The organism is Corynebacterium lipophilum (assembly GCF_024102595.1).
Classification (GTDB): domain Bacteria; phylum Actinomycetota; class Actinomycetes; order Mycobacteriales; family Mycobacteriaceae; genus Corynebacterium; species Corynebacterium pseudogenitalium.
The window spans coordinates 280347-305170 of the sequence record NZ_JAEUWV010000002.1 but is presented as its reverse complement, the minus strand read 5'-3'; the positions used below and the strand labels follow the sequence as shown (position 1 = coordinate 305170).

The 24824-nt window shown below is 61.8% G+C and carries 22 protein-coding genes; 15 read left to right on the top strand and 7 right to left on the bottom strand.

The window, feature by feature from the left end; translation table 11 throughout:
- A partial coding sequence (locus tag JMN37_RS03380; RefSeq protein WP_252931019.1) for an integrase core domain-containing protein occupies positions 1 to 428 on the top strand: 428 nt, incomplete at its 5' end.
- Between the two features lie 106 nt (positions 429 to 534).
- Here JMN37_RS03380 and JMN37_RS03375 read toward each other — a convergent pair.
- Positions 535 to 1854: an MFS transporter gene (locus JMN37_RS03375; protein ID WP_252931018.1), complete on the bottom strand. Its 1320-nt coding sequence runs from the start codon at positions 1852 to 1854 to the stop codon at positions 535 to 537.
- Positions 1855 to 1924: 70 nt separating this feature from the next.
- Here JMN37_RS03375 and JMN37_RS03370 point away from each other — a divergent pair, with 70 nt between their 5' ends.
- Both JMN37_RS03370 and JMN37_RS03365 read left to right on the top strand, forming a co-directional pair.
- Positions 1925 to 3448, top strand: coding sequence for a CAP domain-containing protein (locus JMN37_RS03370; RefSeq protein WP_252931017.1), 1524 nt, complete (start codon positions 1925 to 1927; stop codon positions 3446 to 3448).
- 19 nt (positions 3449 to 3467) lie between these two features.
- Positions 3468 to 4172 carry a DedA family protein gene (locus JMN37_RS03365; RefSeq protein WP_071572856.1) on the top strand — a complete coding sequence of 235 codons (705 nt, stop codon included), beginning with the start codon at positions 3468 to 3470 and terminating at the stop codon, positions 4170 to 4172.
- Between the two features lie 207 nt (positions 4173 to 4379).
- Here the strand turns inward: JMN37_RS03365 and JMN37_RS03360 are convergent, their stop codons facing one another.
- Positions 4380 to 5225, bottom strand: coding sequence for an NAD(P)-dependent oxidoreductase (locus JMN37_RS03360; protein WP_071572855.1), 846 nt, complete (start codon positions 5223 to 5225; stop codon positions 4380 to 4382).
- 20 nt (positions 5226 to 5245) lie between these two features.
- On the opposite strand from JMN37_RS03360, the gene hemL reads away from it, so the two are divergent.
- Genes hemL through galE form a run of 7 tightly spaced genes read left to right on the top strand, consistent with a single transcriptional unit; the run spans position 5246 to position 12198 of the window.
- Positions 5246 to 6571, top strand: coding sequence for a glutamate-1-semialdehyde 2,1-aminomutase (hemL, locus tag JMN37_RS03355; RefSeq protein ID WP_071572854.1), 1326 nt, complete (start codon positions 5246 to 5248; stop codon positions 6569 to 6571).
- Positions 6572 to 7174: a histidine phosphatase family protein gene (locus JMN37_RS03350; RefSeq protein ID WP_070363187.1), complete on the top strand. Its 603-nt coding sequence runs from the start codon at positions 6572 to 6574 to the stop codon at positions 7172 to 7174.
- A gap of 14 nt (positions 7175 to 7188) precedes the next feature.
- Complete coding sequence (locus tag JMN37_RS03345) at positions 7189 to 7767, top strand: TlpA family protein disulfide reductase (RefSeq protein ID WP_071572853.1); 579 nt, start codon at positions 7189 to 7191, stop codon at positions 7765 to 7767.
- Positions 7768 to 7818: 51 nt separating this feature from the next.
- Positions 7819 to 8547, top strand: coding sequence for a cytochrome c biogenesis CcdA family protein (locus JMN37_RS03340; protein ID WP_177224256.1), 729 nt, complete (start codon positions 7819 to 7821; stop codon positions 8545 to 8547).
- On the top strand, positions 8548 to 10176 hold the full coding sequence (locus JMN37_RS03335) for a cytochrome c biogenesis protein ResB (RefSeq protein ID WP_070477401.1): 1629 nt from the start codon (positions 8548 to 8550) through the stop codon (positions 10174 to 10176).
- Positions 10177 to 10204: 28 nt separating this feature from the next.
- Positions 10205 to 11206: a c-type cytochrome biogenesis protein CcsB gene (gene ccsB / locus JMN37_RS03330; protein ID WP_070477403.1), complete on the top strand. Its 1002-nt coding sequence runs from the start codon at positions 10205 to 10207 to the stop codon at positions 11204 to 11206.
- Positions 11206 to 12198 (top strand): UDP-glucose 4-epimerase GalE, encoded by a 993-nt coding sequence (gene galE, locus JMN37_RS03325; protein WP_070477405.1) that lies wholly within the window; start codon positions 11206 to 11208, stop codon positions 12196 to 12198. Before ccsB ends, galE begins: the two co-directional genes overlap by 1 nt.
- Here the strand turns inward: galE and JMN37_RS03320 are convergent.
- Positions 12195 to 12458, bottom strand: a complete 264-nt coding sequence (locus JMN37_RS03320; RefSeq protein ID WP_070477766.1) for a hypothetical protein — start codon at positions 12456 to 12458, stop codon at positions 12195 to 12197. The two genes, galE and JMN37_RS03320, sit on opposite strands and share 4 nt — an antisense overlap.
- A 44-nt stretch (positions 12459 to 12502) precedes the next feature.
- Here JMN37_RS03320 and JMN37_RS03315 point away from each other — a divergent pair, with 44 nt between their 5' ends.
- From JMN37_RS03315 to JMN37_RS03300, 4 genes are all read left to right on the top strand, one after another.
- The gene (locus JMN37_RS03315; RefSeq protein ID WP_070363181.1) at positions 12503 to 12820 is read left to right on the top strand and encodes a DUF4229 domain-containing protein; all 318 of its coding nucleotides are present in this window, start codon (positions 12503 to 12505) and stop codon (positions 12818 to 12820) included.
- A gap of 361 nt (positions 12821 to 13181) precedes the next feature.
- Positions 13182 to 14519, top strand: coding sequence for a TrkH family potassium uptake protein (locus JMN37_RS03310; RefSeq protein ID WP_252931016.1), 1338 nt, complete (start codon positions 13182 to 13184; stop codon positions 14517 to 14519).
- Positions 14512 to 15183, top strand: a complete 672-nt coding sequence (locus JMN37_RS03305; RefSeq protein WP_177224255.1) for a potassium channel family protein — start codon at positions 14512 to 14514, stop codon at positions 15181 to 15183. Before JMN37_RS03310 ends, JMN37_RS03305 begins: the two co-directional genes overlap by 8 nt.
- Positions 15184 to 15193: 10 nt before the next feature.
- Complete coding sequence (locus JMN37_RS03300; protein ID WP_071572849.1) at positions 15194 to 16597, top strand: succinic semialdehyde dehydrogenase; 1404 nt, start codon at positions 15194 to 15196, stop codon at positions 16595 to 16597.
- Positions 16598 to 16603: 6 nt separating this feature from the next.
- On the opposite strand, the gene JMN37_RS03295 is transcribed toward JMN37_RS03300, so the two are convergent.
- From JMN37_RS03295 to JMN37_RS03285, 3 genes are all read right to left on the bottom strand, one after another.
- The gene (locus JMN37_RS03295) at positions 16604 to 17383 is read right to left on the bottom strand and encodes a MerR family transcriptional regulator (protein ID WP_071572878.1); all 780 of its coding nucleotides are present in this window, start codon (positions 17381 to 17383) and stop codon (positions 16604 to 16606) included.
- Positions 17384 to 17417: 34 nt separating this feature from the next.
- Positions 17418 to 19295 carry a hypothetical protein gene (locus JMN37_RS03290; RefSeq protein WP_071572848.1) on the bottom strand — a complete coding sequence of 626 codons (1878 nt, stop codon included), beginning with the start codon at positions 19293 to 19295 and terminating at the stop codon, positions 17418 to 17420.
- A 98-nt stretch (positions 19296 to 19393) separates the two neighbouring features.
- Entirely contained in the window at positions 19394 to 20155 is a 762-nt protein-coding gene (locus JMN37_RS03285; RefSeq protein WP_083290803.1) for an Abi family protein, read from the bottom strand.
- 1408 nt (positions 20156 to 21563) lie between these two features.
- On the opposite strand from JMN37_RS03285, the gene JMN37_RS03280 reads away from it, so the two are divergent.
- Positions 21564 to 21713 carry a hypothetical protein gene (locus tag JMN37_RS03280; protein ID WP_177224254.1) on the top strand — a complete coding sequence of 50 codons (150 nt, stop codon included), beginning with the start codon at positions 21564 to 21566 and terminating at the stop codon, positions 21711 to 21713.
- Between the two features lie 261 nt (positions 21714 to 21974).
- On the opposite strand, the gene JMN37_RS03275 is transcribed toward JMN37_RS03280, so the two are convergent.
- A complete protein-coding gene (locus JMN37_RS03275; protein ID WP_083433177.1) occupies positions 21975 to 24689 on the bottom strand; it encodes a PKD domain-containing protein in 2715 nt (904 codons plus the stop codon).
- Between the last annotated feature and the right edge of the window lie 135 nt (positions 24690 to 24824).

Here is a 24824-nt window from a genome sequence, read left to right as displayed (position 1 = left end):
GTGCGATGACAAGCAAACGCCTCGGCAAACTCTTCGCCAAACACGGTGTGGCCCGCTCATTTAACCGGCCTCACACCAGCAACGACAATCCGCATACCGAGTCGGTGTTCCACACCATGAAAGGCAGAACCTACTACCCGAAAACGTTTGCCACACTCGGCCACGCCAAAAACTGGCTCAACGAATGGGTGCCGGTCTATAACGCCACTCCCCACAGTGGAATCAACTACTACCCACCACAAGCAGTCCTCGACGGCACCTGGGGCAACCTGCAACGCCAACGCGAGGAAGGGATGCGAAACGCGCTCAGCCAAGGCATCATCACACAACTTCCGAACACCGCAGCTGGCACAGGCATTCCGGCAGAAGTCAGCATCATCCGCACCACCACCCAAACCGCCCCACCCCCACAACCCATCACGATCTAACATCCAACCACGTTCACAACCACTTGACATAAAGCGTTTTGGGACGGCGACGTGGCGTTTCCCCAGGTCGCGCCCCTTGCGCAAAGGAATTTGGTGCGCATTCCGTTTAATCCAGGGTTTTGCCCTTCTGCTCCGGCAGGACGAACGCTGCCACGGCTGCCACGGTGAACGCCACCGCGAAGACCGCGAATACGCTGGCGTGGCCACCGAAGGCCAGGACTGGCGGGACGATCAGCGGCGCCAGGATCGAACCGACGCGCCCGAAGGCCGCAGCGGCGCCCGTGCCGGTCGCGCGGATCTGGGTGGGGTAGAGCTCAGGACCGATGGCGTAGAGGGCACCCCACGCGCCCAGGTTGAACAGGGAGAGCAGGCAGCCTGCGGCGATGATCTGCCAGGGCGCGGTGGCGAACCCGTAGAGCCCAGCCGACACCGCCGACCCGGCCAGGAAGACGGCGAGGGTGGTGCGGCGCCCCCAGACCTCAATGAGCCAGCCGGCCAGGGCGTACCCGGGCAGCTGGGCCAGCGTGATGATCAGCGTGAAGCTGAAGGAGCGCACGAGGCTGAAGCCTTGGTCCACAAGCAGGGAAGGGATCCAGGTGAACGCGCCGTAGTAGGCGAGGGAAACGCAGAACCAGACGGTCCAGAAGGCGGCGGTGCGGGCGCGCAGTTCGGGGCCCCAGATGTGATGGCCGGAACTTGCTTCGGGATCGGCGGTGGTGGCGATGGGTGCGTCGGTAAGTAGTTCGGGCGGGACTTGCTCCTCGAAGCTGCGGACCACTGCCTCTGCTTCCTCGTCGCGGCCGCGCGACTCCAGGAAGCGGACCGATTCCGGCAGCTGCATGCGCACGTACAGTGCGTAGAGCGCAGGCACGGCGCCGAGCGCAAGCCCCCAGCGCCAGCCGTTTTCGCCCTCGGCGACGACGAACGTGCCGATGACCGCCGCCAGGATCCAGCCCGCCGCCCAAAACGCCTCGAGCCAGACCACCATCCGCCCGCGCACCTTCAGCGGCGCGAACTCGCTGACCAGCGTGGACGCGACGGGCAGCTCCGCGCCGAGGCCCAGTCCGGTGAGGAAACGGAAGACGAGCAGGACAGCGACCGACCCGGCGAGCGCTGAAGCGCCCGTGGCCACGCCGTAGATCAGGAGCGTGAGGGCGAAGACCTGGCGGCGCCCCAGCTTGTCCGCGAGCAGCCCGCCGAGGGAGGCGCCGACCGCCATCCCGATGAACCCCACGGACGCGATCCAGCTCGTGGTGGTTTTCTCCAGGTCCCAGTGCACGGCCAGCGCCGCGATGACGAAGGAAACCAGCCCGACGTCCATCGCGTCGAGCGCCCACCCCACCCCCGATCCGACGAGGAGCTTCTTGTGCTTCGGTGTAACCGGCAGCCTATCGAGGCGCTGCGTGCGGGTCAGTGCTGTTTTCATGGGCAAAACCTTAGACCAACCCTGTCGCTTATTTGGGAAAATTACTAAAGTTTCCTGCTAATCTGCCGGTATGAAGAAGCAGCTTGGACTCATGCTCGTTATTACCTGCTCAGCGGCCATGTTGGTGGCCCCGCAGGCCATGGCGGAGGACACCGCCCAGCTCACGGAAGCTCGCTGCGTGGCACTTGTCGACGCGGTGAAGGACGCCACCGCGAAGCAGCGCGATGCGCAGGACCGCGAGCGCGCCACGCAGCAGACGCTCGATGCGGCGCAGCGCGACGTCGCCGCCGCCCAGGAAGAACTCAAGGCAGCAAAGGGCATGGTCGCCGCCGCCCAACGCCTTCTTGACGACGCCACCACCGACCGCACCGCGAAACAGTCCGCAGTGCCCGCCGGCGTGACGGCGGAATCTGCACAGCAGGCGCTCGAGGACGCGAAGGCGCGGGCCGCCGAAGCAGCCGCCGCCCTCGAAGCCAGCAAGGCCGAGGCGCAACAGCAGTTCGACCGCGGCTCCCTCGGCTTCTTCGAAGCCATGGGCGCAACCGACGCCGTCGCCGAACTGAACACCGACTTCCGCTTCAAAGAAGAAGACCCGGTGGCGGGGCAGACGGGCTACCGCATCGCGGACGACACCCACATCGGTGAGACCGACGACGCCACCCACCTGGACAACATGAAGACAGCCATCGGCTGGCTGCCCGAGGCCAATGAACTCCGCGAAAGCGACGGCCAGCCCGCCCTGCCCGTCTCCGACTTCCTGATGGCGCAGGCCCAGGTAAACGTGAACTGGTCGCACCAGCTGCCGCGCGGGCACTCGAAGAACGGATGGGACAACCTGTCCTGGAACTACGACAACCCGTTCAAGGGCTGGTTCCACGAGGAGCGCGTCGCGTACTTCGAGGCGATTGAGAAGGGCGAGAAGCCATTCGAGGCGGGCGCTGGCCACTACATGGCGATCGTCAACCCGGACATGCGCGCCACCGGCTTCGCCGTGAACACCAAAGCCTTCCGGTACCAGGGGTACCCGTGGCGTATTGCACACGCGCAGACCTTCGCCACCCACTGGATGAAGCAGGGCACTCCACTGTTCACCGTCGACGAGTACACCGAGCGCTTCAATACCTACTACGACGGCCTCAAGCACGCCATCGAGTTTGGCGACGCCACCAAGCGTCAAACGCTCGAGGAGCGCGAAGGGGACGTCGACAAGGCGGAGCGGACCCTGGAAGCCGCACGCGCGCTGCGGGCCGCGGAGGAGCTCGTGGCAAAGCGTGAGCAGGAGCTTTCCGCCGCCAAGGAGGCGCAACCGGCCCGACAGACCGCAGCCGAGGAAGCGCTGACCGCGGCGAAGCAGGCGCAGGAGGATGCGGCTGCTGCCGCTGCGACCGCCAAGGCAGCCGCAGCCGAGGCCCGCGCAGCCACCGAACGCGCCGAAGCCGAATACAAGCCTGTGCAGGCGGAGTGCGCCACGCTGGCCGCCCCGGAGAAGGACGGCTCCTCCACCGGTGGCATCATCGCCGGCGTAGTGCTCGGGCTGCTGGCGATCGTCGGAATCGTGGTAGCCACCAACCCAGGAGTTCTCAATATGTTCTAGGTAGGTACACTCTCTGCTTATGCAAAGCGAGGAGCAGACCACACCCGAACCAGAATGGTGGGAACAACCAGGCATGCCCTGGAACAGCAAACCAACCAAGGCTGACTACTGGTGCCTTGGCTGGTTCGGCTTCGTAGGCCTCTTCGGCCTCGCCATGATCCCGCTTCGTGCCTGGCTACTCGGCCTGCACCCGCCCATCATGCTGGCGATTACGGGTTCTCGGATTGGTGCGGCGTCGACAGGCGCGCTCGCCGCCGTTGGCGAGGTGCAGCACTGGCTGGGCTACCTGCTCATCGGCACGCTGATGGCCATCAAGTTCGACTGGATCTACTGGTGGGCCGGCAAACTGTGGGGGCGCGGCATCCTGGACGTGCAGGCGCAGAACTCCAAACGCAGCGCCCGCAACATCGCGCGCGTGGAAACGTGGGCCCTCAAACTCGGCTGGCTGGGCATCTTCCTCGCCTACGTACCGATCCCGCTGCCCATCGCCTTCGTCGTCTTCGTCCTGATGGGCATGACCGGCATGCCGCTGTGGAAGTTCATGGTGCTGGACTTCATCTCGAAAACCCTGTGGTCACTGGGCTATTTCGCCCTCGGTTGGTGGATCGGGGAGCCCGTCGTGTACGTGCTGGAGCAGTACGCGAAGGTGGCCAACTGGATCGCCATCGGGCTGATCGTGGTGATCATGTTCGGCGCGTTCCGGAGGCAGGCGAAGAAGTCGTGAGCGGATGCGTGCACCACATTCCCTCTTTTTGGGATGGCGGTGTGGCGTTTCCCCAGGTCGCCGATTGTCCAGACAGGATAAAGGTGCGCAGAACTGGCGCCGAGTGACAAAAGACGCACTTGGATTTGATATGTACATTCATAGTTGCAGGTCAGAAATGGGCTATCTTTTCCTAGTTGCGTGATTTGGCACTCGCTCCCCAGAAAATTAGCGGTACACCACCACTGAGGAGAAGTCCTCGTCCCCGTGGCCCTTCTTCTGCTGCTCCTGCAGGGAGGCAACCGCGGCTGCCACGGCGGGCAGCTCCTTGCCGGCGGCCTCGGCGGTGGCGAGCATCAAACGCGCGTCCTTCTCGATGGCGTCGGTGGAGAAGTCGCCGGGGTTGGTGTCGCGCTCGCCGAGTAGGAAGGGGGACTTCATGTTCACGATGAACTCGAGGCCGGTGGAGGCGAGCATGTCGACGATGGTGGCGTCGTCAAGTCCTTGGGCGTTGCCGATGTGCAGTGCTTCCTTGAAACCCTGCATGGTCACCGCGAGGGCGAGGTTAGCGATGAGCTTGCCCGTCGCGGCCTGGGCGGCGGTGTCGACGACCTTGAGGCGTTCCGGGTTTGCGGCGGCCCACGGCGCGACGACCTCGGCGACTTCCTTGCGGCGCTGTTCGGAGGCGCCGCCGACGTAGACGCCGAGCTTGCCGGCGCGCGCCGGGATGAGCGAGCCGACTACGGGGGTGTGGACGAAGGTGGGGACGGCGGCGGCGAAGGAGTCGGCGTCGGCGGGGGAGATGGTGGTGGCGTCGGCCCAGGTGACGCCGTCGGGGATGAGGCCGGGTTCGATGACGACTTCGCGGACGGTGTCGGGGCCGAAGAGGGAGGTGATCACGAGGTCGGCGCCTTTCACGGCGTCTGCGGGGGTGTTGGCGGCGGTGGCGCCGCGCTCCACGAGCGGGGCGGTTTTTGCCGCGGTGCGGTTCCAGACCGTGAGGTCGTGGTCACTGACAAGCTTGAGTGCTAATTCGGTACCCATACGGCCGAGGCCTAAAAATCCAATTCTCATATGACCTAGGATAGGCAACTATGACGAAGACGAATCTGACTTCAGAAAACACTGCTCGTTCTGCTGAGTTGTTTGCGCGCGCTCAGCGGGTCACGCCGGGCGGGGTGAACTCGCCGGTGCGCGCGTTTGGCTCGGTGGGTGGGCAGACGCGATTTATTGAGAAGGCGTTCGGCAGCACGCTTGTAGATGTCGACGGCAACTCCTACGTCGACCTGGTGGATTCGTGGGGTCCGATGATCCACGGGAATGCGCACCCGGCGATCCTGGAGGCCGTCGAGAAGGCGTTGGTGAACGGGTTGAGCTTCGGTACGCCGACTGAGGCTGAGGTGGAGATCGCGGAGATGATCACGAAGCGTACGTCCGTGGAGGAGGTGCGCATGGTCAACTCGGGTACTGAGGCGACGATGTCGGCGGTGCGCCTGGCGCGCGGGTACACGCAGCGCCCGAAGATTATTAAGTTTGATGGCTGCTACCACGGCCATGTGGATGCGTTGTTGGCGTCGGCGGGTTCGGGGATTGCGACGTTCTCCCTGCCGGATTCCCCGGGGGTGACCGGTGCGCAGGCGGCGGACACGATCGTGGTGCCGTACAACGACATTGAGGCAGTGAAGCGGGCGTTCGCGGAAAACGAGGGCCAGATTGCCGCCGTGATCGCGGAGGCGGCCGCCGGCAATATGGGTACGGTGGCGCCGCAGGACAACTTCAACGCGAAGCTGAAGGAGGTCTGCCACGCCAATGGTGCCCTGCTCATCCTGGATGAGGTGATGACGGGCTTCCGCACCTCCTACTCCGGCTGGTACGGGGTCGACGGTGTTGCGGGTGACCTGACGACCTTCGGCAAGGTCATCTCTGGTGGGTTGCCGGCGGCGGCCTTTGGTGGGCGTCGAGAAGTAATGGAGAAGCTTGCGCCGAACGGGCCGGTGTACCAGGCAGGAACCCTGTCCGGAAACCCGGTGGCGATGGCTGCGGGCATGGCGTCGTTGCGCCTGGCCAGCGAGGATATTTACCCGGTGCTGCACCGCAACGCGGACAGGCTGGAAGATCTGGTCAGCTCGGCGCTGACGCGTGAGGGCGTGGCGCACCACATCCAGCGCGCGTCGACGATGCTGTCGGTGCGCTTCGCGGAGGGCGAGGGCCACAACTTCGACGACATGAAGGCGGCGGACACGTTCCGCTACGCGCCGTTCTTCCACGCGCTGCTGGACCACGGAGTGCACGCGTCCCCGAGCCCGTTCGAGACCTGGTTCGTCTCCACAGCGCTGACCGACGACGACTTCGCCACCATCGAGGCCGCGCTTGTCCCGGCTGCGAAGGCCGCGGCCGCCGCGACCCCGGAGGGCCAGTAAATGACGCGAACTGTTGTCCACCTGGTGCGCCACGGTGAAGTGTTCAACCCGAAGAAGATCCTCTACGGGCGCCTGCCGGGCTACCACTTGAGCTCCCGCGGCTACTCGATGGCCGCTGCGACCTCGAAGTTTTTCGAAGGCCGCGACGTCACCTACCTGGCGGCCAGCCCGCTGCTGCGCGCGCAGGAGACCGCGCAGCCGATTGCGGAGGTCACCGGTCTGGAGATCGATACCCGGGAGGAGATCCTGGAAGCCGGCAACACCTTTGAGGGGCTGCGCACCAAGGGGTGGCGCTCCCAGCTGTGGAACCCGATCCGGTGGCGCCACATGCTCAAGCCCTGGGAGCCGAGCTGGGGCGAGTCCTACGAGGACATCTTCGCTCGCATGGACGTCGCGATTGAGGACGCCCGCCAGCGCGCCGAGGGCCACGAGGCCGTGTTGGTGAGCCACCAGCTGCCGATCGTGACGGTGCAGCGCTACGTGCAGGGCAAACCCTTCGCGCACGCGAGCCGTCGCTGCGAGCTGGCCAGCGTGACGTCACTTGTGTTCGATGATGACGTTGTTGTTGACTGGTCATACTCAACCCCCGCATCCGCGATCTAACCTGGAAGGACCCCATGACCGTGCGCCGCAGCCTTGTCCCATTCGTTGCCGCAGCCGTGCTGCTGAGCGGGTGCTCGAGCGCCAGTGACAACGGCGGGTCCTTCGCGTTCCACTCGCCGGGTGGGCAGGTGGAACTGTTCTACCCGCAGGAGGAGCGTAAGCCGTTGCCGGACTTTTCCGGCGAGTCCCTGATGGAGCCGGGCAGTGAGATCTCGCTCAGCGACTTCGACGGTGAGGTCGTGGTGCTCAACGCGTGGGGGCAGTGGTGCGCGCCGTGCCGCGCGGAGGTCGACGACCTCCAGGAGGTGCAGGAGTCCATCGAGGGCTTCGGCACCGTCCTCGGTATTAACGTGCGGGACCACAACGCGGACATCGCGCGCGACTTCATGAAGGACAACGGGGTGACCTACCCATCCATTTACGACCCGCCGTTTAAGACCGCCGCGTTCTTGGGCGGCGTGCCCAGCTCCGTGATCCCAACGACGATCGTGCTGGACACCCAGCACCGCCCGGCGGCGGTGTTCCTGCGGGAGGTCACCGCCCAGGAGATCATCGACCTGGCGAATACGCTGCACCAGGAGGCGGAGGCCTAAGTGGGGGAGGCGTTATCGGAGCTGGTTTCCCAAGGCCCGCTGCTGCTGGGAATGCTGGCGGCTGCGCTGGCCGGGTTGGCGTCCTTCGCCTCGCCGTGCGTGGTGCCGCTGGTGCCGGGCTACATGTCGTACCTGACGGGCATCGTGGGCGGGGAGCTCAACGTGGATGAGCACGGGGTATCTGTGACGCGGCGCCGCTGGGCCGTCGCCGGCGCGGCGGGCCTGTTCATCCTCGGGTTCACCGTGGTGTTCCTGCTGGCCACCGTGACCGTCTTCGGCGCGGTGAGCGCGGTGGCGCTCAACGCGGAGACCCTCATGCGCGCGGGTGGGGTGGTCACGATTGTGATGGGCCTGGTGTTCGCCGGTTGGGTGCCCGCGCTGCAAAACGACACGCGGCTGCGACCGAAGAAGTGGACCACGCTGCTGGGCGCGCCGCTGCTCGGCGGGGTGTTCGCGCTCGGGTGGACCCCGTGTTTGGGGCCGACGCTCGCCGCCATCGTGTCCGTTTCTGTGGGGACGGCGGGCATGACCGCGGCGCGCGGCGTGCTGCTGGTCATCGCGTACTGCCTCGGGCTGGGGCTGCCGTTCTTGCTGGTGGCGCTTGGCTCGGCGAAAGCGGTGCGTAGCATCGAGGTGCTGCGAAAGCACTCGCGCACCATCCAGGTGATCGGCGGGGTAGCGATGGTCATCGTCGGCCTGCTGCTGCTGACCGGGGCCTGGAACGTGTTTATCGGCTGGACGCGCCAGCTCGTCTTCGGATATGGAGCAACGGTGATTTAAATGAGCACTGCATGGACGTGGCTACGCAGGTCGTGGCACTGGCTGACCAGTATGCGCACCGCGCTGCTGCTCCTGTTCTTACTTTCGCTCGCCTCCATACCGGGCGCGCTGTTGCCACAGCGCACGGTCTCCGCGACGCTGGTAGACGACTACCTGCGCGCCAACCCAACCATGGGGCCCATCTACGACAAGCTGCAGCTTTTCGACGTCTTCGATTCCACCTGGTTCGTCGCCATCGTCACGCTGCTGATGGTGTCGCTGGTCGGGTGCATCATCCCGCGCTCGATTGACCACTGGCGCGCGTACCGGGCCACGCCGACCCGGGCACCGAAGTACCTGTCCAGGATGCCGCTGCATGCGGAAGGGGACGTCGATACGCCGAAGGAAGAGCTGGAGGCGAAGGCGCGCGCAGTGCTGCGCAAGTGGCACGTGGCTTCCTACCAGCCGGAGGAGGACCGCGCCGGGGTGTTCTCCATCTCGGCGGAGCGCGGCTACTCCCGCGAGCTGATGAACCTGCTGTTCCACATCGGGCTGGTGGGCATGATTGTGGCGTTCGCGGCGGGCCGCATGGTCTTCTACGAGGGCCAGGTCATCATGGTGACCGAGTCCGAGTCGCAGTACGCGGTGCCTGTGGAGCAGCCGCGCCAGTTCTGTAATACGTCGCCTGCGAACTTCGACGTCTTCCGCGCCGGCCCGCTTTTCGACGGCACTGGCCTGCACCCGTTCTGCATCGAGTCGAAGAACTTCCGCGCCGAGTACCTCAACACTGGACAGGCGAACGGGTTCTGGTCGGACGTGGCCTACACCCCGGACGTGGCCGCCCCGCGCGAGCAGTGGCAGGACTTCACGCTGCAGGTCAACCACCCGCTGCGCGTGGACGGCAACCGCGTCTACCTGCAGGGGCACGGCTTTGCCCCCCAGGTGACCATCACCTGGCCGAACGGGGAGTCGCGCACCCAGATGGTGCAGTTTAGGCCCACGGACGTGCAGAACTTCCTGTCCGCCGGCGTGATGCGCTTCGACCCGCCGGCCGGCATGTACCCGGACCTCACCGAGCGCCGTGAGCACCAGATCGCCATCGAGGGCAACTTCGCGCCCACCGCCCAGTGGACCGGCGTGAACGGCGACATGCTGCAGTCCGGCTTCCCTGCGATGCAGGACCCGGCGATGGCAGTAGACATCTACGTCGGCGACGCCGGCCTGGACACCGGCCGCCCGCAGAACATCTTCGTGCTGGACCAGAACCTGATCGCCGAGGGGCGCCTGCAGAAGGTGGAGCGCGTCAACCTGGTGCCGGGGGAGGAAACCACCCTTGAGGGCGGCATCCGCGTGCGCTTCGATGGCGCAGCCGAGTACGCCAACTACCAAATCTCCCACGACCCGACCCAGGGCTGGATGCTGGCCACCTCGGTGCTCATGCTGGCCGCGCTGGCCGGCTCGCTGACCATCAAGCGCCGCCGCCTGTGGATCCGCCTGACCCCGACGGCCACCGGCACTCACGTGGAGCTCGCCGGCCTGGCGCGCACGGACCGCGCCGGGTGGGGCGCCGAGTTCGACGAAATCGTGGAGGAAATCCTGGGCGTTTCGGAGGAGGAGAACCCCTCCTTCGAGGTTGATGACCTTGGCTAACCTGCGATGACGCGGTAGATTGTTCCCCATGCTTGTCGATTCCACGATGGCGGACCTTTCAGACCTCACGTTCCGCACCGCGTTCATCCTGTACCTGGCTGCGCTGATCATGTCCTGTATCTACTACGGGCGCATGTTCGGCGTGCTCGACATGCGCCGCGAGCGCGCCCGCATGGATCAAAAAGTCGCCGTGGGGGCCGGGGGCGGCTCCGAGCTTATCGACGCCCCCTCCGACTCCTTCGACCAGGCAGAGTACGACCGCCGCGTCGCCGGCGCTCGCAAGTGGGCGAACATGACGCAGGCGCTGATCTGGTTCGGCATCGTGCTGCACGTGGCGTCCTTCATTACGCGCGGGCTGGCGGCGAAGCGCTTCCCGCTCGGCAACCTGTACGAGTACATCCTGGCCATGACGGCCGTCGTGATGGTCGCAGCCGCGATCGTGGTGCAGCGCAAGAACTGGCACACCATCTGGCCGTGGCTGCTCGCCCCGATGGCGATCGCGATGTTCTTGAACTCCACGGTGTTCCACATGCACGTGGCGCCGGTGGTGCCGGCGCTGCAGTCCTACTGGCTGCCGGTGCACGTTTCGTCGGTGTCGGTGGGGGCGTCGATAGGTATTGTGTCGGGCATCTTTGCGCTGCTGTACTTGCTGCGCATGTGGCAGCCGCGCGGCGAGGAGCATGGGTTTTTCGGCGCGATTGCGAAGCCACTGCCGAGCGCGAAGACGCTCGACCAGATCACCTACAAGACGGCGATTATTACGCTGCCGCTGTTCGGAATCGGCATTGTGTTTGGCGCGATCTGGGCTGAGGTCGCCTGGGGTCGCCCGTGGGGCTGGGACGCGAAGGAAACCGTGTCCATGATCACGTGGATTCTGTACGCCGCCTACCTCCACGCGCGCGCCACCGCCGGCTGGAAGAACTCGAAGGCCGCGTGGATCAACGTTTTTGCCTTGGCCATGACCATCTTTAACATGACCTATGTAAATACTGTCATTGCTGGACTTCACTCGTACGCAGGATTGAACTAATGAAAACACTGATTACAGGAGGGGCCGGCTACATCGGCTCCACAATTGCATCGTGCTGCTCCGACGCAGGCATCACCCCGGTCATCTTGGATGACTACTCCACTGGCCTGCGCGTCTTCGCAGAGCGCTTCGACCACTACGAGGGCGACATCGCCGACACCGAGCTGCTCAACAAAATTTTCGACGACCACCCCGACATCGAAGCCGTCATCCACTGCGCGGCCAAGATCATCGTGCCGGAGTCCGTCGCGCAGCCGCTCGAGTACTACGACGTCAACGTCGGCCGCGCAACCAAGATGCTGCAGGTCCTTCGCGACCGCGGCGTCAAGCGCGTCATGCTCAGCTCGACCGCCGCAATGTACCAGGCGGACGAGGACTTCACCGTCAACGAGTCCTCCGTTGTGGCGCCAACCAGCCCGTACGCCGCGTCGAAGTGGATGCTGGAGCGCGTCATGGCTGACGCCGCTGCCGCCGGCCAGATCCAGGCTGTGGCCCTGCGCTACTTCAACCCGATCGGCGCCGACCCACAGCTGCGCACCGGCCTGCAGAACCCGCTGCCGTCCCACGCGCTGGGCAAGATGATCACCGCCCACCAGAGGGGTGAGGCGTTCACGGTCACCGGCGTCGACTGGCCAACCCGCGACGGCTCCGGCCTGCGCGACTACGTCCACGTTTGGGACCTGGCCCGCGCCCACGTCGCCGCCCTCAAGGCCGACCTCGCCCCATACGAGGTCATCAACCTAGGCACCGGCACCGGCACCACCGTCTTCGAGCTCGCGGAGGCGTTCAAGTCCGCCAGCGGCTCCGACATGGAGGTCACCACCGCACCACCACGCGAGGGCGACGTCGCCGGTTGCGCACCGCGCATCGACAAGGCGCGCGAGGTACTCGGCTGGTCCCCAGAACTCACCATCGAGCAGGGCGTCCGCGACTCCCTGGCCTGGGCAGAGAAGCTGCCCGAGGTCCTCGCCGAGGAAGCAACGCGCAGCTAGTCTTCGCCGCGCTTCCTCCGACGCTCCTCCTCTTCACGACGCCGGCGCTCCGCCTCCTCGCGGGCCCGGCGTTCTTTAAACCTATTCTTCTCGATCTCCCACAGGAACTCCTCATCATCATCCGGCCCCTTAATAACCGGTGGCTGTTCCTGCTGCTGCACCCCGTACCCTCCATACCGTGCATTCGACCCCGGGCCGAACGCGCGCCACATCAAGTACACAGCCAGAATGATCAGAGCGATGAGTAGAAGCCTTCCCATGCCCTCTAACATACTGGTCCACCTTTGCGTTAGGCTAAGTCTCCATGAGTGAAGCACCACAGGAAGCTCCCGAGGTTGACCCAAGCGCGAAGCGTCGCGCCAACAAAGCCGCCGCCATCTACGGGCTGTACCGGCTCCTCCTCTTCATCGTCCTCACCGTGGTGATCCAGCTGCTGGCCGTCGCGGTTGGGGCGCCCGTGCCGCTGATCATGTCGGCCCTGCTGGCCCTGATCGTGGCGTTCCCGCTGTCCATGCTGGTGTTCAAGAAGCAACGCATTGAGGCCGTCCAGGCGCTTGCGCATTGGAAGGAGCAGCGTCAGGCCCGCAAGGCGTGGATCGAGGCCGAGCTGGCCGAGCGTTAGTTCTCTCGTGGGACGGTGTGCACCACATTCCTGCATTTTGGCGTCGTGGGTTCGCAAAAGCCCAGGTCGCGTGTTCTGCCGCGAGGGAATTTGGTGTCAGGCAGGTCGGCTCGAGTGCCAAAAGACGCAATCGAATAAGGTCTATTACTTCAAAGTTGCTGGCAAAAAATGTGCTAGACAACAAACGATGTCAGATTTGGCACTGGCGCCCACTCCATAGCTACTCAGCGACAAGAAAACCCCTCCGCAGCCAGTCCGCTGAACGGGTGACTTCAGGCAAGAGGGGAATACCCCTCACACTTTACACTCGAAAAGTTCAAAACCCTTGCCACCCGCACCCCGCTGGCGTAATGTTCCGCTGGTGCCTGCTGACATTCGGCACCGCCAGCTCAATAGCGCGGCGGTGATCTTGTTCGGCTTCCTGGTTGCCCTGTTCGTGGGCACCGTGTTGCTGATGCTTCCGGTTTCCACTGTGAATCCGGGTGGGTTGCCGCTGTTGCCGGCGTTGTTTACTGCGACGTCCGCGCTGTGTGTCACCGGCCTAGCCATTGTGGATACGGCGACGTATTGGACTACGTTCGGCAAGGTGGTCATTGCCGTGTTGATCCAGGTTGGCGGGTTCGGGGTGATGAGCTTCGCGACGATTCTGGGTCAGGCGGTGGTCCGCAAAGCGAATTTGAGTGCGAATGTGATTTCGGCGGTGGAGCGTCGTACGGCGGTGGGCGGGATCGCGCCGCTGTTGAGGCGGGTCCTGCTGGTGAGCATCGTGGTGGAGGCGCTGGTCGCGCTGGCGTTGACGGCGCGGTTCGTGGCGTTGGGCTACCCATTGCCGCGCGCGTTGGGGCATGGGGTGTTTCATGCGGTGTCGGCGTTTAACAATGCGGGGTTCGCGCTTTATTCGGACAACATGACCGGCTTCGTGGGGGATTGGTGGGTCTGCGTGCCTATCATGGCGGCGATCATTATTGGTGGTTTGGGGTTTCCGGTGCTGTTTCAGTTTCGGCGGGACGTGTTTCACCTGCACCGCTGGACGTTGAATACGCGCATGGTGGTTGCCGGTACGCTCTTCCTTCTTTGCTTTTCGACGGCCACCATCCTCGCCATGGAGTTGAACAACCCGCGCACGCTGGGTGGGTTGCCGGCGTCGGATGCGGTGTTGGCGGGGCTGTTTCAGGCGGTGCAGACCCGCACGAGCGGGTTCAACTCTGTCGATATTGGCGGGATGCACGAGCCGACGCTGTTTGCGATGGACCTGTTCATGTTTGTGGGGGCGGGCCCGGCTGGCACGGCGGGTGGCGTGAAGATCACGACGGTGTTGGTGCTGGTGGCGGCGGTGTCGGCGGTGGTGCGGGGTCGCACGCAGCCGGTCATGCTGGGCAAAGGTGTCCCGGTGGAGGTGGTGCACCAGGCGATCACGGTGGTGATGCTCAGCGGCGCGCTGGTGGTGGCGGCGACGTTCGCGTTGTTGGCACTGACGCCGTTTCACCTGTCGGAGGTGTTGTTTGAGGTGCTGTCGGCGTTTGGCACGGTGGGGTTGTCCACGGGTATTACGCCTCATCTGGATGCGCCTTCGTTGTTGGTCATTATTTTTATGATGATTGTTGGCAGGTTGGGTCCGATTACTGTGGCGACGGCGTTCGCGTTTGCGGAGCCGGCGTCGAAAATTTTGCTTCCTTATGAAAGGCCGATCATTGGTTAAGTTTGCAACGCCCACGTACGCGGTGCTTGGGCTCGGGAGGTTTGGCTCGGCGGTGGGCCGGGAGCTCATGTTTGACGACGCCACCGTCGTCGGCATCGATCTGGAAGAGTCCGCCGTGAAACGCAACAACGGGCTGCTGTCGAAGGTGGTGCAGGCGGACTGCACGGACGTGGCCACGATTGAAGAGTTGGGCATTTCGGAGTTCGACGGCGTCGTCGTGGCGATCGGCGGGGCGCACGTGGAGGCGTCGATTTTGACGTGTTCGTTGTTGGTGGATGTGGGCGTCGAGAATTTGTGGGCGAAGTCTTCCGGCAATGCACACGGGCGCATCCTGGACCAGATTGGTGTGCCGCATGCGGTGCACCCGGAGGAGGCGATGGGGCGGCGTGTGGCGCACCTGGTGCGTGGCGCGAACCTCGACTATGTGGAGTTGTCCTCGGGCACGGCGATTGTGCACACGGTGGTGCCGACGCACGTGGCGGGCCCGCTCGACGAGCAGGCGTTGTGGCAGAGCCACGGCGTGAAGGTGATTGCCGTGCGCCGGGAGGACCGCTGGCAGCCCGTCCTCGGGCACATGGCTTTGGAGGCTGGCGAGCAGGTGCAGATCTATGGGGATTCGCGCCGGGTGGAAAAGTTCAGCCGCATGGCGGCACGGCGACGCTAACCTGGGCTGCATGTCAGTACAGCACGCTTTCGACACTGCACGCGCGGCACAGCGCGCCTGGGCGACGACACCTCTTCGCCAGCGCAGCCGCATCTTCCTGCGCTACCACGACCTGATCCTTGCCCACCGCGACGAATTGGTGGACCTGATCCAGCAGGAGACAGGTAAGGCGAAACACAACGCGTTCGACGAGGTCATGGATGTTGCGATTACCGCCCGCCACTACTCGTACCGCGCGAAGGCGCTGCTGACGCCAGCCCGAGTGCGGGGCGCTATGCCGGTGGCGACACGGACCGAGGTGCACCGGGCGCCGAAGGGTGTGGTGGGGGTGATTGCGCCGTGGAACTACCCGCTCTCGTTGGCGGTGTCGGATGCGGTGGCGGCACTGATCGCGGGCAACGCGGTGGTGCTGAAGCCGGATACGCAAACCCCGCGCACCGCGCAGCGCGCCCACCAGCTGCTGGTGCAGGCTGGGCTGCCAGCCGACCTGTTCCAGGTTGTGGAGGGAAGCGGGCGGACGGTGGGGCAGGAGATCGTGAAGCGGTGCGATTTCCTCATGTTCACAGGGTCCACCGCCACCGGCAGGAAGCTTGCCGCGCAGGCCGGGGAGCGTCTGATTGGGTTTTCCGCTGAGCTGGGCGGGAAGAACCCACTGCTGGTTTTAGCCAGCGCGGACCCCGAGACGGCGGCACGTGGCGCCGCTGACGCGTGCTTCAGCAATACCGGTCAGCTGTGCATTTCCGTGGAGCGGATCTACGTGGACCGCGCCGTGGCAGAAGTGTTCCTTGAACAGTTTGTGGCGCTGACGAAACGCCTGCGCATTGGGCACGGGTGGGGTGACGATGTTGGCTCGCTGATTTCGGCGGAGCACCGCTCGCGTGTCGACGCCTTTGTCCACGACGCCGTGGACAAAGGCGCCACCGTCCTGGCTGGTGGGGAGGCGTTACCCCAGCTCGGGGATACGTTCTACGCACCGACCATCCTCGTGGACGTCCCGGAGGACGCCGATCTGTACCGCAAGGAAGTGTTCGGGCCGGTCGTCTACGTGGAGGTGGTGGATGGGCCGGAGGTGGGCGTCGAGAAGATGAATGACACCGACTACGGGCTCAACGCCTCGATTTGGGGCGCGGAGGACGAGGCGCGCGTGGTCGCGGCGCACGTGCACGCCGGGACCGTGAACATTAATGAGGGGTACGCGGCCGCGTGGGCATCGATGGACGCGCCGATGGGCGGGTGGAAACAGTCAGGCGTGGGGCGACGCCATGGCGACGAAGGCCTGCTGAAGTACACCGAGGCGCGTACCGTGGCGGCGCAGCGTTACGTGCCGCTCGGCGGGGTCGGCGCTGGTGGCGGCAAGCCGGTCGCGGACGCGATGGCGCTTGCGCTGCGGCTGGGGAAACGCCTGCTGCGCTAGGCCCGGCTAGGACTTGCTCTCTGTGCTGTGGCCGGTGGCGTGCGCGATGGCGTCGGCGAGCCACTGCGCCAGGCCGGGTTGGCGTTCTTCGTAGTAGCGCTTGAAGCGTTCATCGGCGATGTAGCCGCGCGAGATCTGGAACTGCATCTCCGGGGTGACGTCGAAGAACTGCCCGATCACCTTCCGGTGTTCCTCGACGAGTTCGGCGGCTTCCGCGCTGTCGGTGGGCACGTCGCGGCGAACAGCGTCGGCGAGTTTGGTATCGATGGCGTCGAAACGCTGCTTGCTGTCCTCCCAGTCGCTCGCGCCCCAGTTGCCGGTGCGACCCTGGTACTGCGCCCAGCCGGGCGTGTCGCCGTAGGCCTCTTGCGCCTCGGCTTGGTGTTCGGTGTAGTTCGGGTCGCCGAGGATCTCGCCGACTTCTTCAAGGGTTGGTTTGTGGTTATTCATTGCTTGCTCCAATAACTTTTCGACGGCCACCACCATCCCATCGATCCGCGAACGCTCCTCAAGCAGGCGTTCGTGTTGCCTGCGCAGGTGCTCCCGGTTCGAGGTGGGGTGGGAGAGTACTTCTTTGATTTCAGACAGTTTCATGCCAGTGGTCCGGTAGACCAGGATGTGCTGGATGCGCTCCAGGTCATCTGGCGTGTACAGCCTGTAGTTTGACCAGCTGCGATACACAGGTTCGACGAGGCCGGCCTGCTCCCAGTGGTGCAGGGTGCGCACCGTGATCCCGAATGCGTTGGCTACTTCGCCGACTGTGTACAGCGCTTCGTTGTTGGTCATGGCAGCCATTGTGCAGTCTGACGTTACGTCAGGGTCAAGCTTTGCTCTCGTCGATCTTGGAAAGCAGCTCGTCCGGGCCATACAGACCGGAGATTTCGACGGGGATGAAGAAGTCTTCGGTGAAGAACTGGCCCTTGGATGCGAACTCCCTGTTCACCCACGCGCCGAATGCATCCACTGGGATGAGTGGTATGCCGTACTGGCTGGCGGTCAGGTCGTCAGTGATGAGGGCGTCGCAAAGTGAGATGGGGATTTCCGGGCTGTACACGAGGCCGAGCTCGTCGCACAGGAGCGCCATGCGTGCACCGTCGGTGATGTGGATCCCGTTGATGACGATCGACCCACGGAACGCCACCTGGTGGCCTTCCTCGAGGATGTCGGCGAGGAAGGTCTCGTAGGGCGAACCCGTGTAGTACCTATACCAGTCCTCAAAATCGGCGAACGAGACGATCGGGATGCCCAGCTCCCGGGCGGTTCTTGCCTTGCGCGACATGGATGCCGGGTCCCACGCTACGAGGACATCGCACGTGGTTGCAGAGACGCTGTCTTCGAAGATGAGCCCGCACGAATCGCAGGCGGAGATGAGCTGCTCTTCGCCGTCGTAGAAGCTGATGGCTTCGCGGCAGCCCGTAAACACCACCCTCATGCCTGGGGAGAGCAGCGCAGCAATGTCGATGTTTTGCTCTTTGCCCTCCGGGAGGGACACCTGCGTCAGCCCTGTCATGATGGCGCGTTTGCGCACCTCCTCTTCGGCCCGCTTCGTCCAAACGCCGCGAGACATCCCCCAGGAAGAAAGCCGCAGGGCAGTCTGCTGGAGCATGCGTTGGTCGCTGACTTCCACGCCGGAGCCGGAGAAGGCTGCCCATGCGTTATCGGAGTCGGTCGCGCGAGTTTGATCGAGCTTGAGAGGAGCGGCGGGCGCCCAAAACGGCTGGAAGAGTGCGCCTTCTTGTGTATCGGATGCGTCGGGTACCGGCCGCACGTAGGGGATCTCGACGTCCCCCGAGAGGAAATCGAGCGCCATGGAGTGCGCGCGTTCGATGACGTCGCTGCCCTCAATGATGATGTCGAGTGCCTCGGCGTCGATACCGTCGCCGAGTTCCATGTCGAGGCCTCGTGCCTGGTAGCGGCCGGCGTCCTGGGCCATCTCCAGGCGATCGCCGACGACAATGCCACCTGCAGCCTGCCGTAGCAGCAGCGGCCAAAAGTCCTCGAGCTGCGGCGCGATAGCAACCCCACCCGGAGGAACCTCGTTGTCGAGGCCGAACTGCCCCAAGTCAGACATCGGGTTGAGCCACGTGCCAAAGTCCGCAACGACCTGGCCACGCTCCACAACCACCGCGTGAACGCGAACCACGTGGTAGCTCACATTAAAACTGACACCGTCAAAGGAGAGGAACACGTAACGCTCGGGATCCTGCCTTGCCTCCTCCAGCATCATCTCCAGCGGTGAGTCGGGCCCAGCCAATTCTCCCGCAGCGATGAGTTGCACGCCCCCAAACGGTTCGTTGTTCTTTCGCACGCGCTGCAGGGCGACGCTCATCATCAACAGGAGCTCGGTGTTGAGGTTGTGGGCGTCGTCGATAATTAATGTCTCAGCCAAGCTGAGCAGCAGCTTGGCATCGTTGATGTCCCAGGAACCGCCCGGCAGGACATCGCCGAGCGTCATGAAGGGATCGAAGTTGAATGCAGAGTCGATCGTCAGCCCGCTGATGCCGCTCGCCGCGGGTTCCAGCAGCGCGACGGGCAGCACCCGTTTGCGCAGGTTATCCGGTAGCGCGTCATTCGCTTCCATGAACGTGCGCAGCAGCGTGGATTTGCCGGTGCCGGGCGCGCCATCGATCACAACGCTTTCGCCGTTGTACATCAACGTAAGCGCATGCTCGAAGTCCTGCGGCATCGAAATGGCCATGACCTGCACCTTTCGCATCAACTATCACTTGTTGATTTATTGAAGCATGCAGCCCCGACATTGCGCGGGCGGTGTTCGAACGGGGGTTCGCGGTGCTATTACGTGGTGCAGGGGCGTGCAGCGATTAGCCTGGGAACATCGCTGTTTTCTGCTAGCCAGGCGGCCAACTTCGGGTCAAGCATCCTGGCAAGCTTCAGGGTCTCCTCGTGTGCCTCCGTGCAGGTCATACGGTGAGGCTGTCCAGGCATCGGGAAACCTCTGATGAGCGGTTCATGGTGGGCTACACGGTTTCGAATGCTATTGACTCGCTTGCAAATCCCGTGCACCCAATCTCTGGTGAAACCAGCATGTTGCTGTCTTGCTACGTTTCTTCCTTCAGGGAAAGCATGACGTAGGGCGGCTTCCCAGTTGTGCTCGTAATTGACGCGGACCCGTCTGGGAGACTTGCCTGTATGTCCTCCTTTGTCAAAGAGGTTCGTCCAAAAACCAAATGTACAGTTAGCGAAAAGACGCCCGGGAACATCACCATCGTTTGGACGCTCACGTACCCTCCTGGAAAGTTGCGACCAAGCCACCGCAAGATTCTGCTCTGACCGTTCATCCAACGGGATATCGAGGTACCAGTGGCTGCCCCATTTTGCAGCTGCCGCTTTATTGATCGATTCCCGTAGTGCAACTTCCAAAATGGCAATATCCGCTAGAAATGCAGTAGATAGCTTGATGTTCCATATGTAGAGCTCGAGGGCTTCGTCTATGTTGCCGTTCGGCGATTCGCTAAGAAAACTGGCTAAACGAGCGGGCGGGAGAGAACCCCAAAGCAAGGCTGCATTTGTCGAAGGCAGTTGTGTAGGAAACGTCATTGCTATAGGCTAGCCAATGTAGTCCCCCGGATCCGGACCATAGTTAAATGTCTATGGTTCCCGGGGGTTTTATTATTCTGAAACGCTTATCGGGTGGTAGCCGGATGATGACGACGTTGCGCGGGGTCGCGGTGCCGAAATAATACGAGAGCCCCGGGTGCATGCTTTCGCAGAGGCGCCTCGGGGCGTTCGGGAGTATCCTATCGCGTAAACATGAATGGGGAACGAAGCGTACTGCGTTTAGTTCCGCTTCTTTTACTGCCCTGTACTGATGAGTTCGTCAGTTGAGGAGAAATGCTCATCCCATACTATGGGAGTGGGGGTTCGAGATTAGTCAGAGTACGGTCAAGCCTCGCGCAGAAAGGAACGTAAAGCCCTATGCCAGCATTCTTGATTGAATACCATCGCAAAAAGGGAACTGTCCGGTGTAAGAAGTTTGATTCGCTTTCTGAGGCTACGCGTGAGCGACTGCGCTTGGATCGATCCAATGCTGACCCCGATGTTGAAATCGTGGCGGTTGCTAGTGCCAGTGAAGAAAGCCTCCGCCAGTCCCACTCCCGATATTTCTCCGGTGTCTAGCAGATACGTGTCGCAGCTTGTGATGTAATCGACGTGACGACAAAATATCCCTTCCACCCAGCATTTTTCTTGGATGGAGGGTTTTCTCATGCCCCAGAAGTCGACGGCTAACCCCATCGGCATCACGGCTGCGGCAGCCCACCAACAACAAAATGTTTACGGAAAAGGCTAATCAGCACGTCAACGTCAATTCGGAGAAAGAAGCCGATGGGCCGACGCTTCCCCTGCTTTACAACCCCTCGACTGCCCCGAGAAACACCACAATGAAGTCGCGGTACGTGCCGTGCAGGTCTACGGTGGCACCCGGATAACCCGAACACGTTCCTAAAGGAGTGTTGTCGGCGATCCATTCTATTGAGCCATAACATTGGCTCGGTGTCCACTGAATGGTTCCCTGTCCCCGGGCGGTACCGTCGACTGATTCTCCAGTTCGGACATGAGGTGCTATGGCCAGTTCAGGCATTGAGGGGGGCTGCGAGGGTAGGAGAGAGCGCCTCCATTGTCGCGGTCGGGACCTCCTTGGCCTCTGTGACTTCGACACGCTGGGTTGGTCGGCACGGTGAAGTGCAGCGCTTGCGTTGCGGGATCGACTGTATAGTCCTTTACTCCGGTCGCCGACCATTTCGCCTTTGTGGCCAGGGGTTCGCACCGAGTGATCTCGGTGCCGGGTGCCACGTACTCGCCGTACTCGTGCGCGATTTCCGCAGCTTACAGTCGCTGGCTGATCGGCTAATCGACGTCCCTGTCCCTTACGACAAAGCGCGTCGACTCCCCAAAAGTCTGTGGTGACGAACCTGCCGTTGACCCAGCGGTTGGCGTTGACGGAGGCTTGGCAGACGCCGGTGTCGGCGTCGTCGAATTGGACTCCGAGGTTGGGGTGGTGGGTGGCGAGGTCAACGGTGCAGCCGGGGGCGGTGGTGGCGTCGATAGCCTGGAAGGCGTGCGCGACCGTAACGTTGGTGGTGCACAGTGCGCATAGGGTGGAACACTTTTCGACCTGACGGTATCTTGGGAACTTTCTTCGTGGGTAGGCCGTCGTGGCCTGAGGAATATCACGGCTGGTCGACCGGAACAGGCCTAAAAACCGAAGTAGTTCCCAAGTGAGGGAAGGGTGGTCATTCTAGCCAGGGGAGAGATTCTATTCTCACGCCTATTCAGAGAATATCGTAATAGAGTACGAAAAGCCTGATGAAGTTATTTCCATCAGACTTTTGTGTGGTGCTTCTTGCTGCGTGGGAGTTTAGATCAATCCCATGCGCCGAAGTCGTGGTTCGATATAGGGCCAGACAAGTGCACCGATGGTCCCGGTGGCGACGATTACGCTGACCACTATGCCAGCAATTGCGGCAGCGGAGAGCTCAGTCGGGCCATTCTGAGTGTCGTTCTTAGAACTGCTGCTGGCTGTACTTCCGCTTGAGCGCGAAGAGTTATCTCCTTCTTGCCAAGGGTTGTTCGTGATCTTGCCGTCACTATCGATTTGGATGGCCTCAGTTGGCCGCAAGAAGCTGTTAGCGGAGGCTCCTTGGATGTCTTCATCCTCGGTGTATCGGTTGATTGCAGTGACTCGCAGGTCGACTGGATAGCGTCGGTCGAGGTCTGTGATTGTGATTTCTCGGAGATCAGATGCAGTATATGCGAGCGGCACGCTGTTGGAAGAGATGAGCCAGCCGTAGTTTGGCTCTGCTGTTGATGCCCATTCGAGTTTCGCAGAATTGCCGTTGTCGATGGTAGCGAGGTCGATAGATCCAATTGGTGCGGGTTTTGGTGTTTCAGTTCCAATGTGGACTGGTACGGAGTGGGAACCGATGAGGCCATTCGCATCGGTCACACGGACTTGCATTTGGTAATCCCCTACTTTGTTGTAGATGTGAGTTCCGATTTCGCCGGCGTCTGTTACATCCCAAGTGCCGTCTCCGTCGAAGTCGTAGTCGAAGCGTACGATCTCGGACGCTGGTGAGTAAGAGTACAGGCCAGCGTCAAAAGCAAATTCGGTATTTGGTTGGCCTGAATAATCTTTTTGTGGGAGTTTTGCAACCGGTCGATTTTGCACTCTGTCAAAGGCATCGCCGATGGCCTGTTTGATGACTTCTGGACTCTTATCGTTCATGGAGATGACTTGGCCAGAGGTTAGGTCTGCAAGTTCGGTGTAGCGGCGTTGCTTAGAGTTAGGAACGATTGGGTAAATGTTCACTGGATCGATTTCGAGAGAGCGCTTCGCGATGTATTTCGCCGTGAGCTTTCCGTCGTAAAAGTCGTCGCGACCGAGCTGGCTGCGTCTAATGTTGTCGGTAGTCGGGTCGGGATCTTTGAAACCAGCGTCAGTGAGAAGGAAGACAGCCTTAGTTGCGCCATTTTGCCAATCGAGCTTCTCAAAAGCGGTGTGCAGTCCGTACAGCGCTGTCTCATCAAAATCTCCCCATGCGCCACCACCTCGGCTGGTATCGATACCGTCGAGTTTGTCGAGAAAGTGCTCGCGGGTGTCGCTGAAATCAGAAAGGACACAGGCAGTGTCTACTGTTCCTGCTGGAATTTTGCAGTCTTCGATGGTTTCCCAGCCGGGTTGGTACGTTGAGTGATCTTTATATTCGACAAGCGCAATTCGTGTTTGGCTGCTGTTGTCGAGTTCTTTGGCTGTTTCCCTTACGAACTGCTTTACACCTTCAATGTACGGTTGCATTGAGGTTGTGGAGTCTATAAGAAATACGAGGTCTTGTGGGGTTGACGCATCTGTAGTTTCACTAGGCTTGAGGAGATTTTCGCTTTTAGATAATGCGATTGATACGTTTCGTTGGATCGTGCGCTGGCTGGTGTTATCGCTGATGCTGCCGTTGAGGCGCATTTGCGCTTCAATCATGGCTTCTTCTAGCGGAATTCTGCCAGAAGCAGAGTTCTTACGGGCCAAGTCATTGTGATATTTGTGGCCCTCAAGCGTTAGTGGGTTTTTAGATGATCCACAAACAAAGTCGTTATCGTTGCACCAAAGACCGGTTTTGTAGTCTACTTGCGCATTGAGGTATGGCAAACGTGGTTCCAACGACCCGTTGTCTGTTCTGCAATTTTTAACTCCTCGCCTCCAGAGGCTTGAGCTTTTACCCGAGCATGCTGGAGTTCCGCCAGCTTTCCATTCTCCTTCTGGAAGGTGGAGTTTCGGATCTCCTAGCAGGGCAGAAAAAACAATGTGTTCGCGCAGGTCAGGGCGTAGACCAAGTGAATATCTTTCAATCAAGGTGGAATCGTAGTTGTCTGGCTCCACTCCAGGCCAATCACGGTGCGGTTTCTTGCTATCAATCAGGAGATGTCCATTTACTGCCTGGTCGGTGGCGATGGTATCGCCAACTACTTGAGCACCTTGAGAGAAGCCGAAAAGCAGGAATTTGGGTGTGATGTCAATCTGTTCGCAAACATTTACACGGCGCTCGATCAGGTTTGTAAGTTCTGCCACGCCCGTCCATACACTTTTCCCGTAGCGGTGGCCATAACCAGCTGAGATTCGAGCACCGAGCGAATTTAGAATACGAGGAGTATGGAAGTAAGCCTCGTCTTTGACTGGTTCATTTAGATCAGGGGCTTTTGTACCTACAGTGGCGGCTGGGTAGGTCAACGCTGGCGGAATCGAGCGGTGGCTCTCATCTGCTGCTTCGATGCCTGCTTGGGCTGCAGCCCTGTCGAACACGGCATATTTTTCGGAATTCTCGTACCCATCTCCAACGAATCGACCTAGTTCCAGAAGATTAGCGCTGTCAGGGGCAATGCCTAGATATTCTTTGGCATACTTCTCCATCTGCCGCACACTTTGATCATTTCTTTCAACTCCCGAACCTCGCACCCAAATAGCTGTAGGCGTGGAGCAGAGTGTTTGAAGATCAGCTTGGATATCTAATGCATCGGCCGGAGAGGTTACCAATGCCAGGGAGATGCTTATAACCGACATGATTGCAGTCGTACGTTTGAACAATATTGTAAATCCTTGAGTGAAGGGGCAAATGCAGCTGCATGTAAACTTACAGCTCACTACTTGTCGGCGCAGCTTAACTGAATGTTTTCTATCGTGTTACGTATTGATGAATGAGGATCTGACTTTCATCCTTCT

Bases quoted from the DNA above. Each gene is read 5' to 3' on its own strand.
- JMN37_RS03285 (WP_083290803.1), bottom strand. From the start codon at position 20,155: ATGACGTTTCCTACACAACTGCCTTCGACAAATGCAGCCTTGCTTTGG.
- JMN37_RS03320 (WP_070477766.1), bottom strand. From the start codon at position 12,458: ATGGGAAGGCTTCTACTCATCGCTCTGATCATTCTGGCTGTGTACTTG.
- JMN37_RS03290 (WP_071572848.1), bottom strand. From the start codon at position 19,295: ATGGCCATTTCGATGCCGCAGGACTTCGAGCATGCGCTTACGTTGATG.
- JMN37_RS03345 (WP_071572853.1), top strand. From the start codon at position 7,189: ATGACCGTGCGCCGCAGCCTTGTCCCATTCGTTGCCGCAGCCGTGCTG.
- JMN37_RS03295 (WP_071572878.1), bottom strand. From the start codon at position 17,383: ATGACCAACAACGAAGCGCTGTACACAGTCGGCGAAGTAGCCAACGCA.
- JMN37_RS03365 (WP_071572856.1), top strand. From the start codon at position 3,468: ATGCAAAGCGAGGAGCAGACCACACCCGAACCAGAATGGTGGGAACAA.
- JMN37_RS03360 (WP_071572855.1), bottom strand. From the start codon at position 5,225: ATGAGAATTGGATTTTTAGGCCTCGGCCGTATGGGTACCGAATTAGCA.
- JMN37_RS03335 (WP_070477401.1), top strand. From the start codon at position 8,548: ATGAGCACTGCATGGACGTGGCTACGCAGGTCGTGGCACTGGCTGACC.
- JMN37_RS03340 (WP_177224256.1), top strand. From the start codon at position 7,819: ATGCTGGCGGCTGCGCTGGCCGGGTTGGCGTCCTTCGCCTCGCCGTGC.
- JMN37_RS03350 (WP_070363187.1), top strand. From the start codon at position 6,572: ATGACGCGAACTGTTGTCCACCTGGTGCGCCACGGTGAAGTGTTCAAC.
- JMN37_RS03315 (WP_070363181.1), top strand. From the start codon at position 12,503: ATGAGTGAAGCACCACAGGAAGCTCCCGAGGTTGACCCAAGCGCGAAG.
- JMN37_RS03300 (WP_071572849.1), top strand. From the start codon at position 15,194: ATGTCAGTACAGCACGCTTTCGACACTGCACGCGCGGCACAGCGCGCC.
- hemL (WP_071572854.1), top strand. From the start codon at position 5,246: ATGACGAAGACGAATCTGACTTCAGAAAACACTGCTCGTTCTGCTGAG.
- JMN37_RS03370 (WP_252931017.1), top strand. From the start codon at position 1,925: ATGAAGAAGCAGCTTGGACTCATGCTCGTTATTACCTGCTCAGCGGCC.
- JMN37_RS03375 (WP_252931018.1), bottom strand. From the start codon at position 1,854: ATGAAAACAGCACTGACCCGCACGCAGCGCCTCGATAGGCTGCCGGTT.
- ccsB (WP_070477403.1), top strand. From the start codon at position 10,205: ATGCTTGTCGATTCCACGATGGCGGACCTTTCAGACCTCACGTTCCGC.
- galE (WP_070477405.1), top strand. From the start codon at position 11,206: ATGAAAACACTGATTACAGGAGGGGCCGGCTACATCGGCTCCACAATT.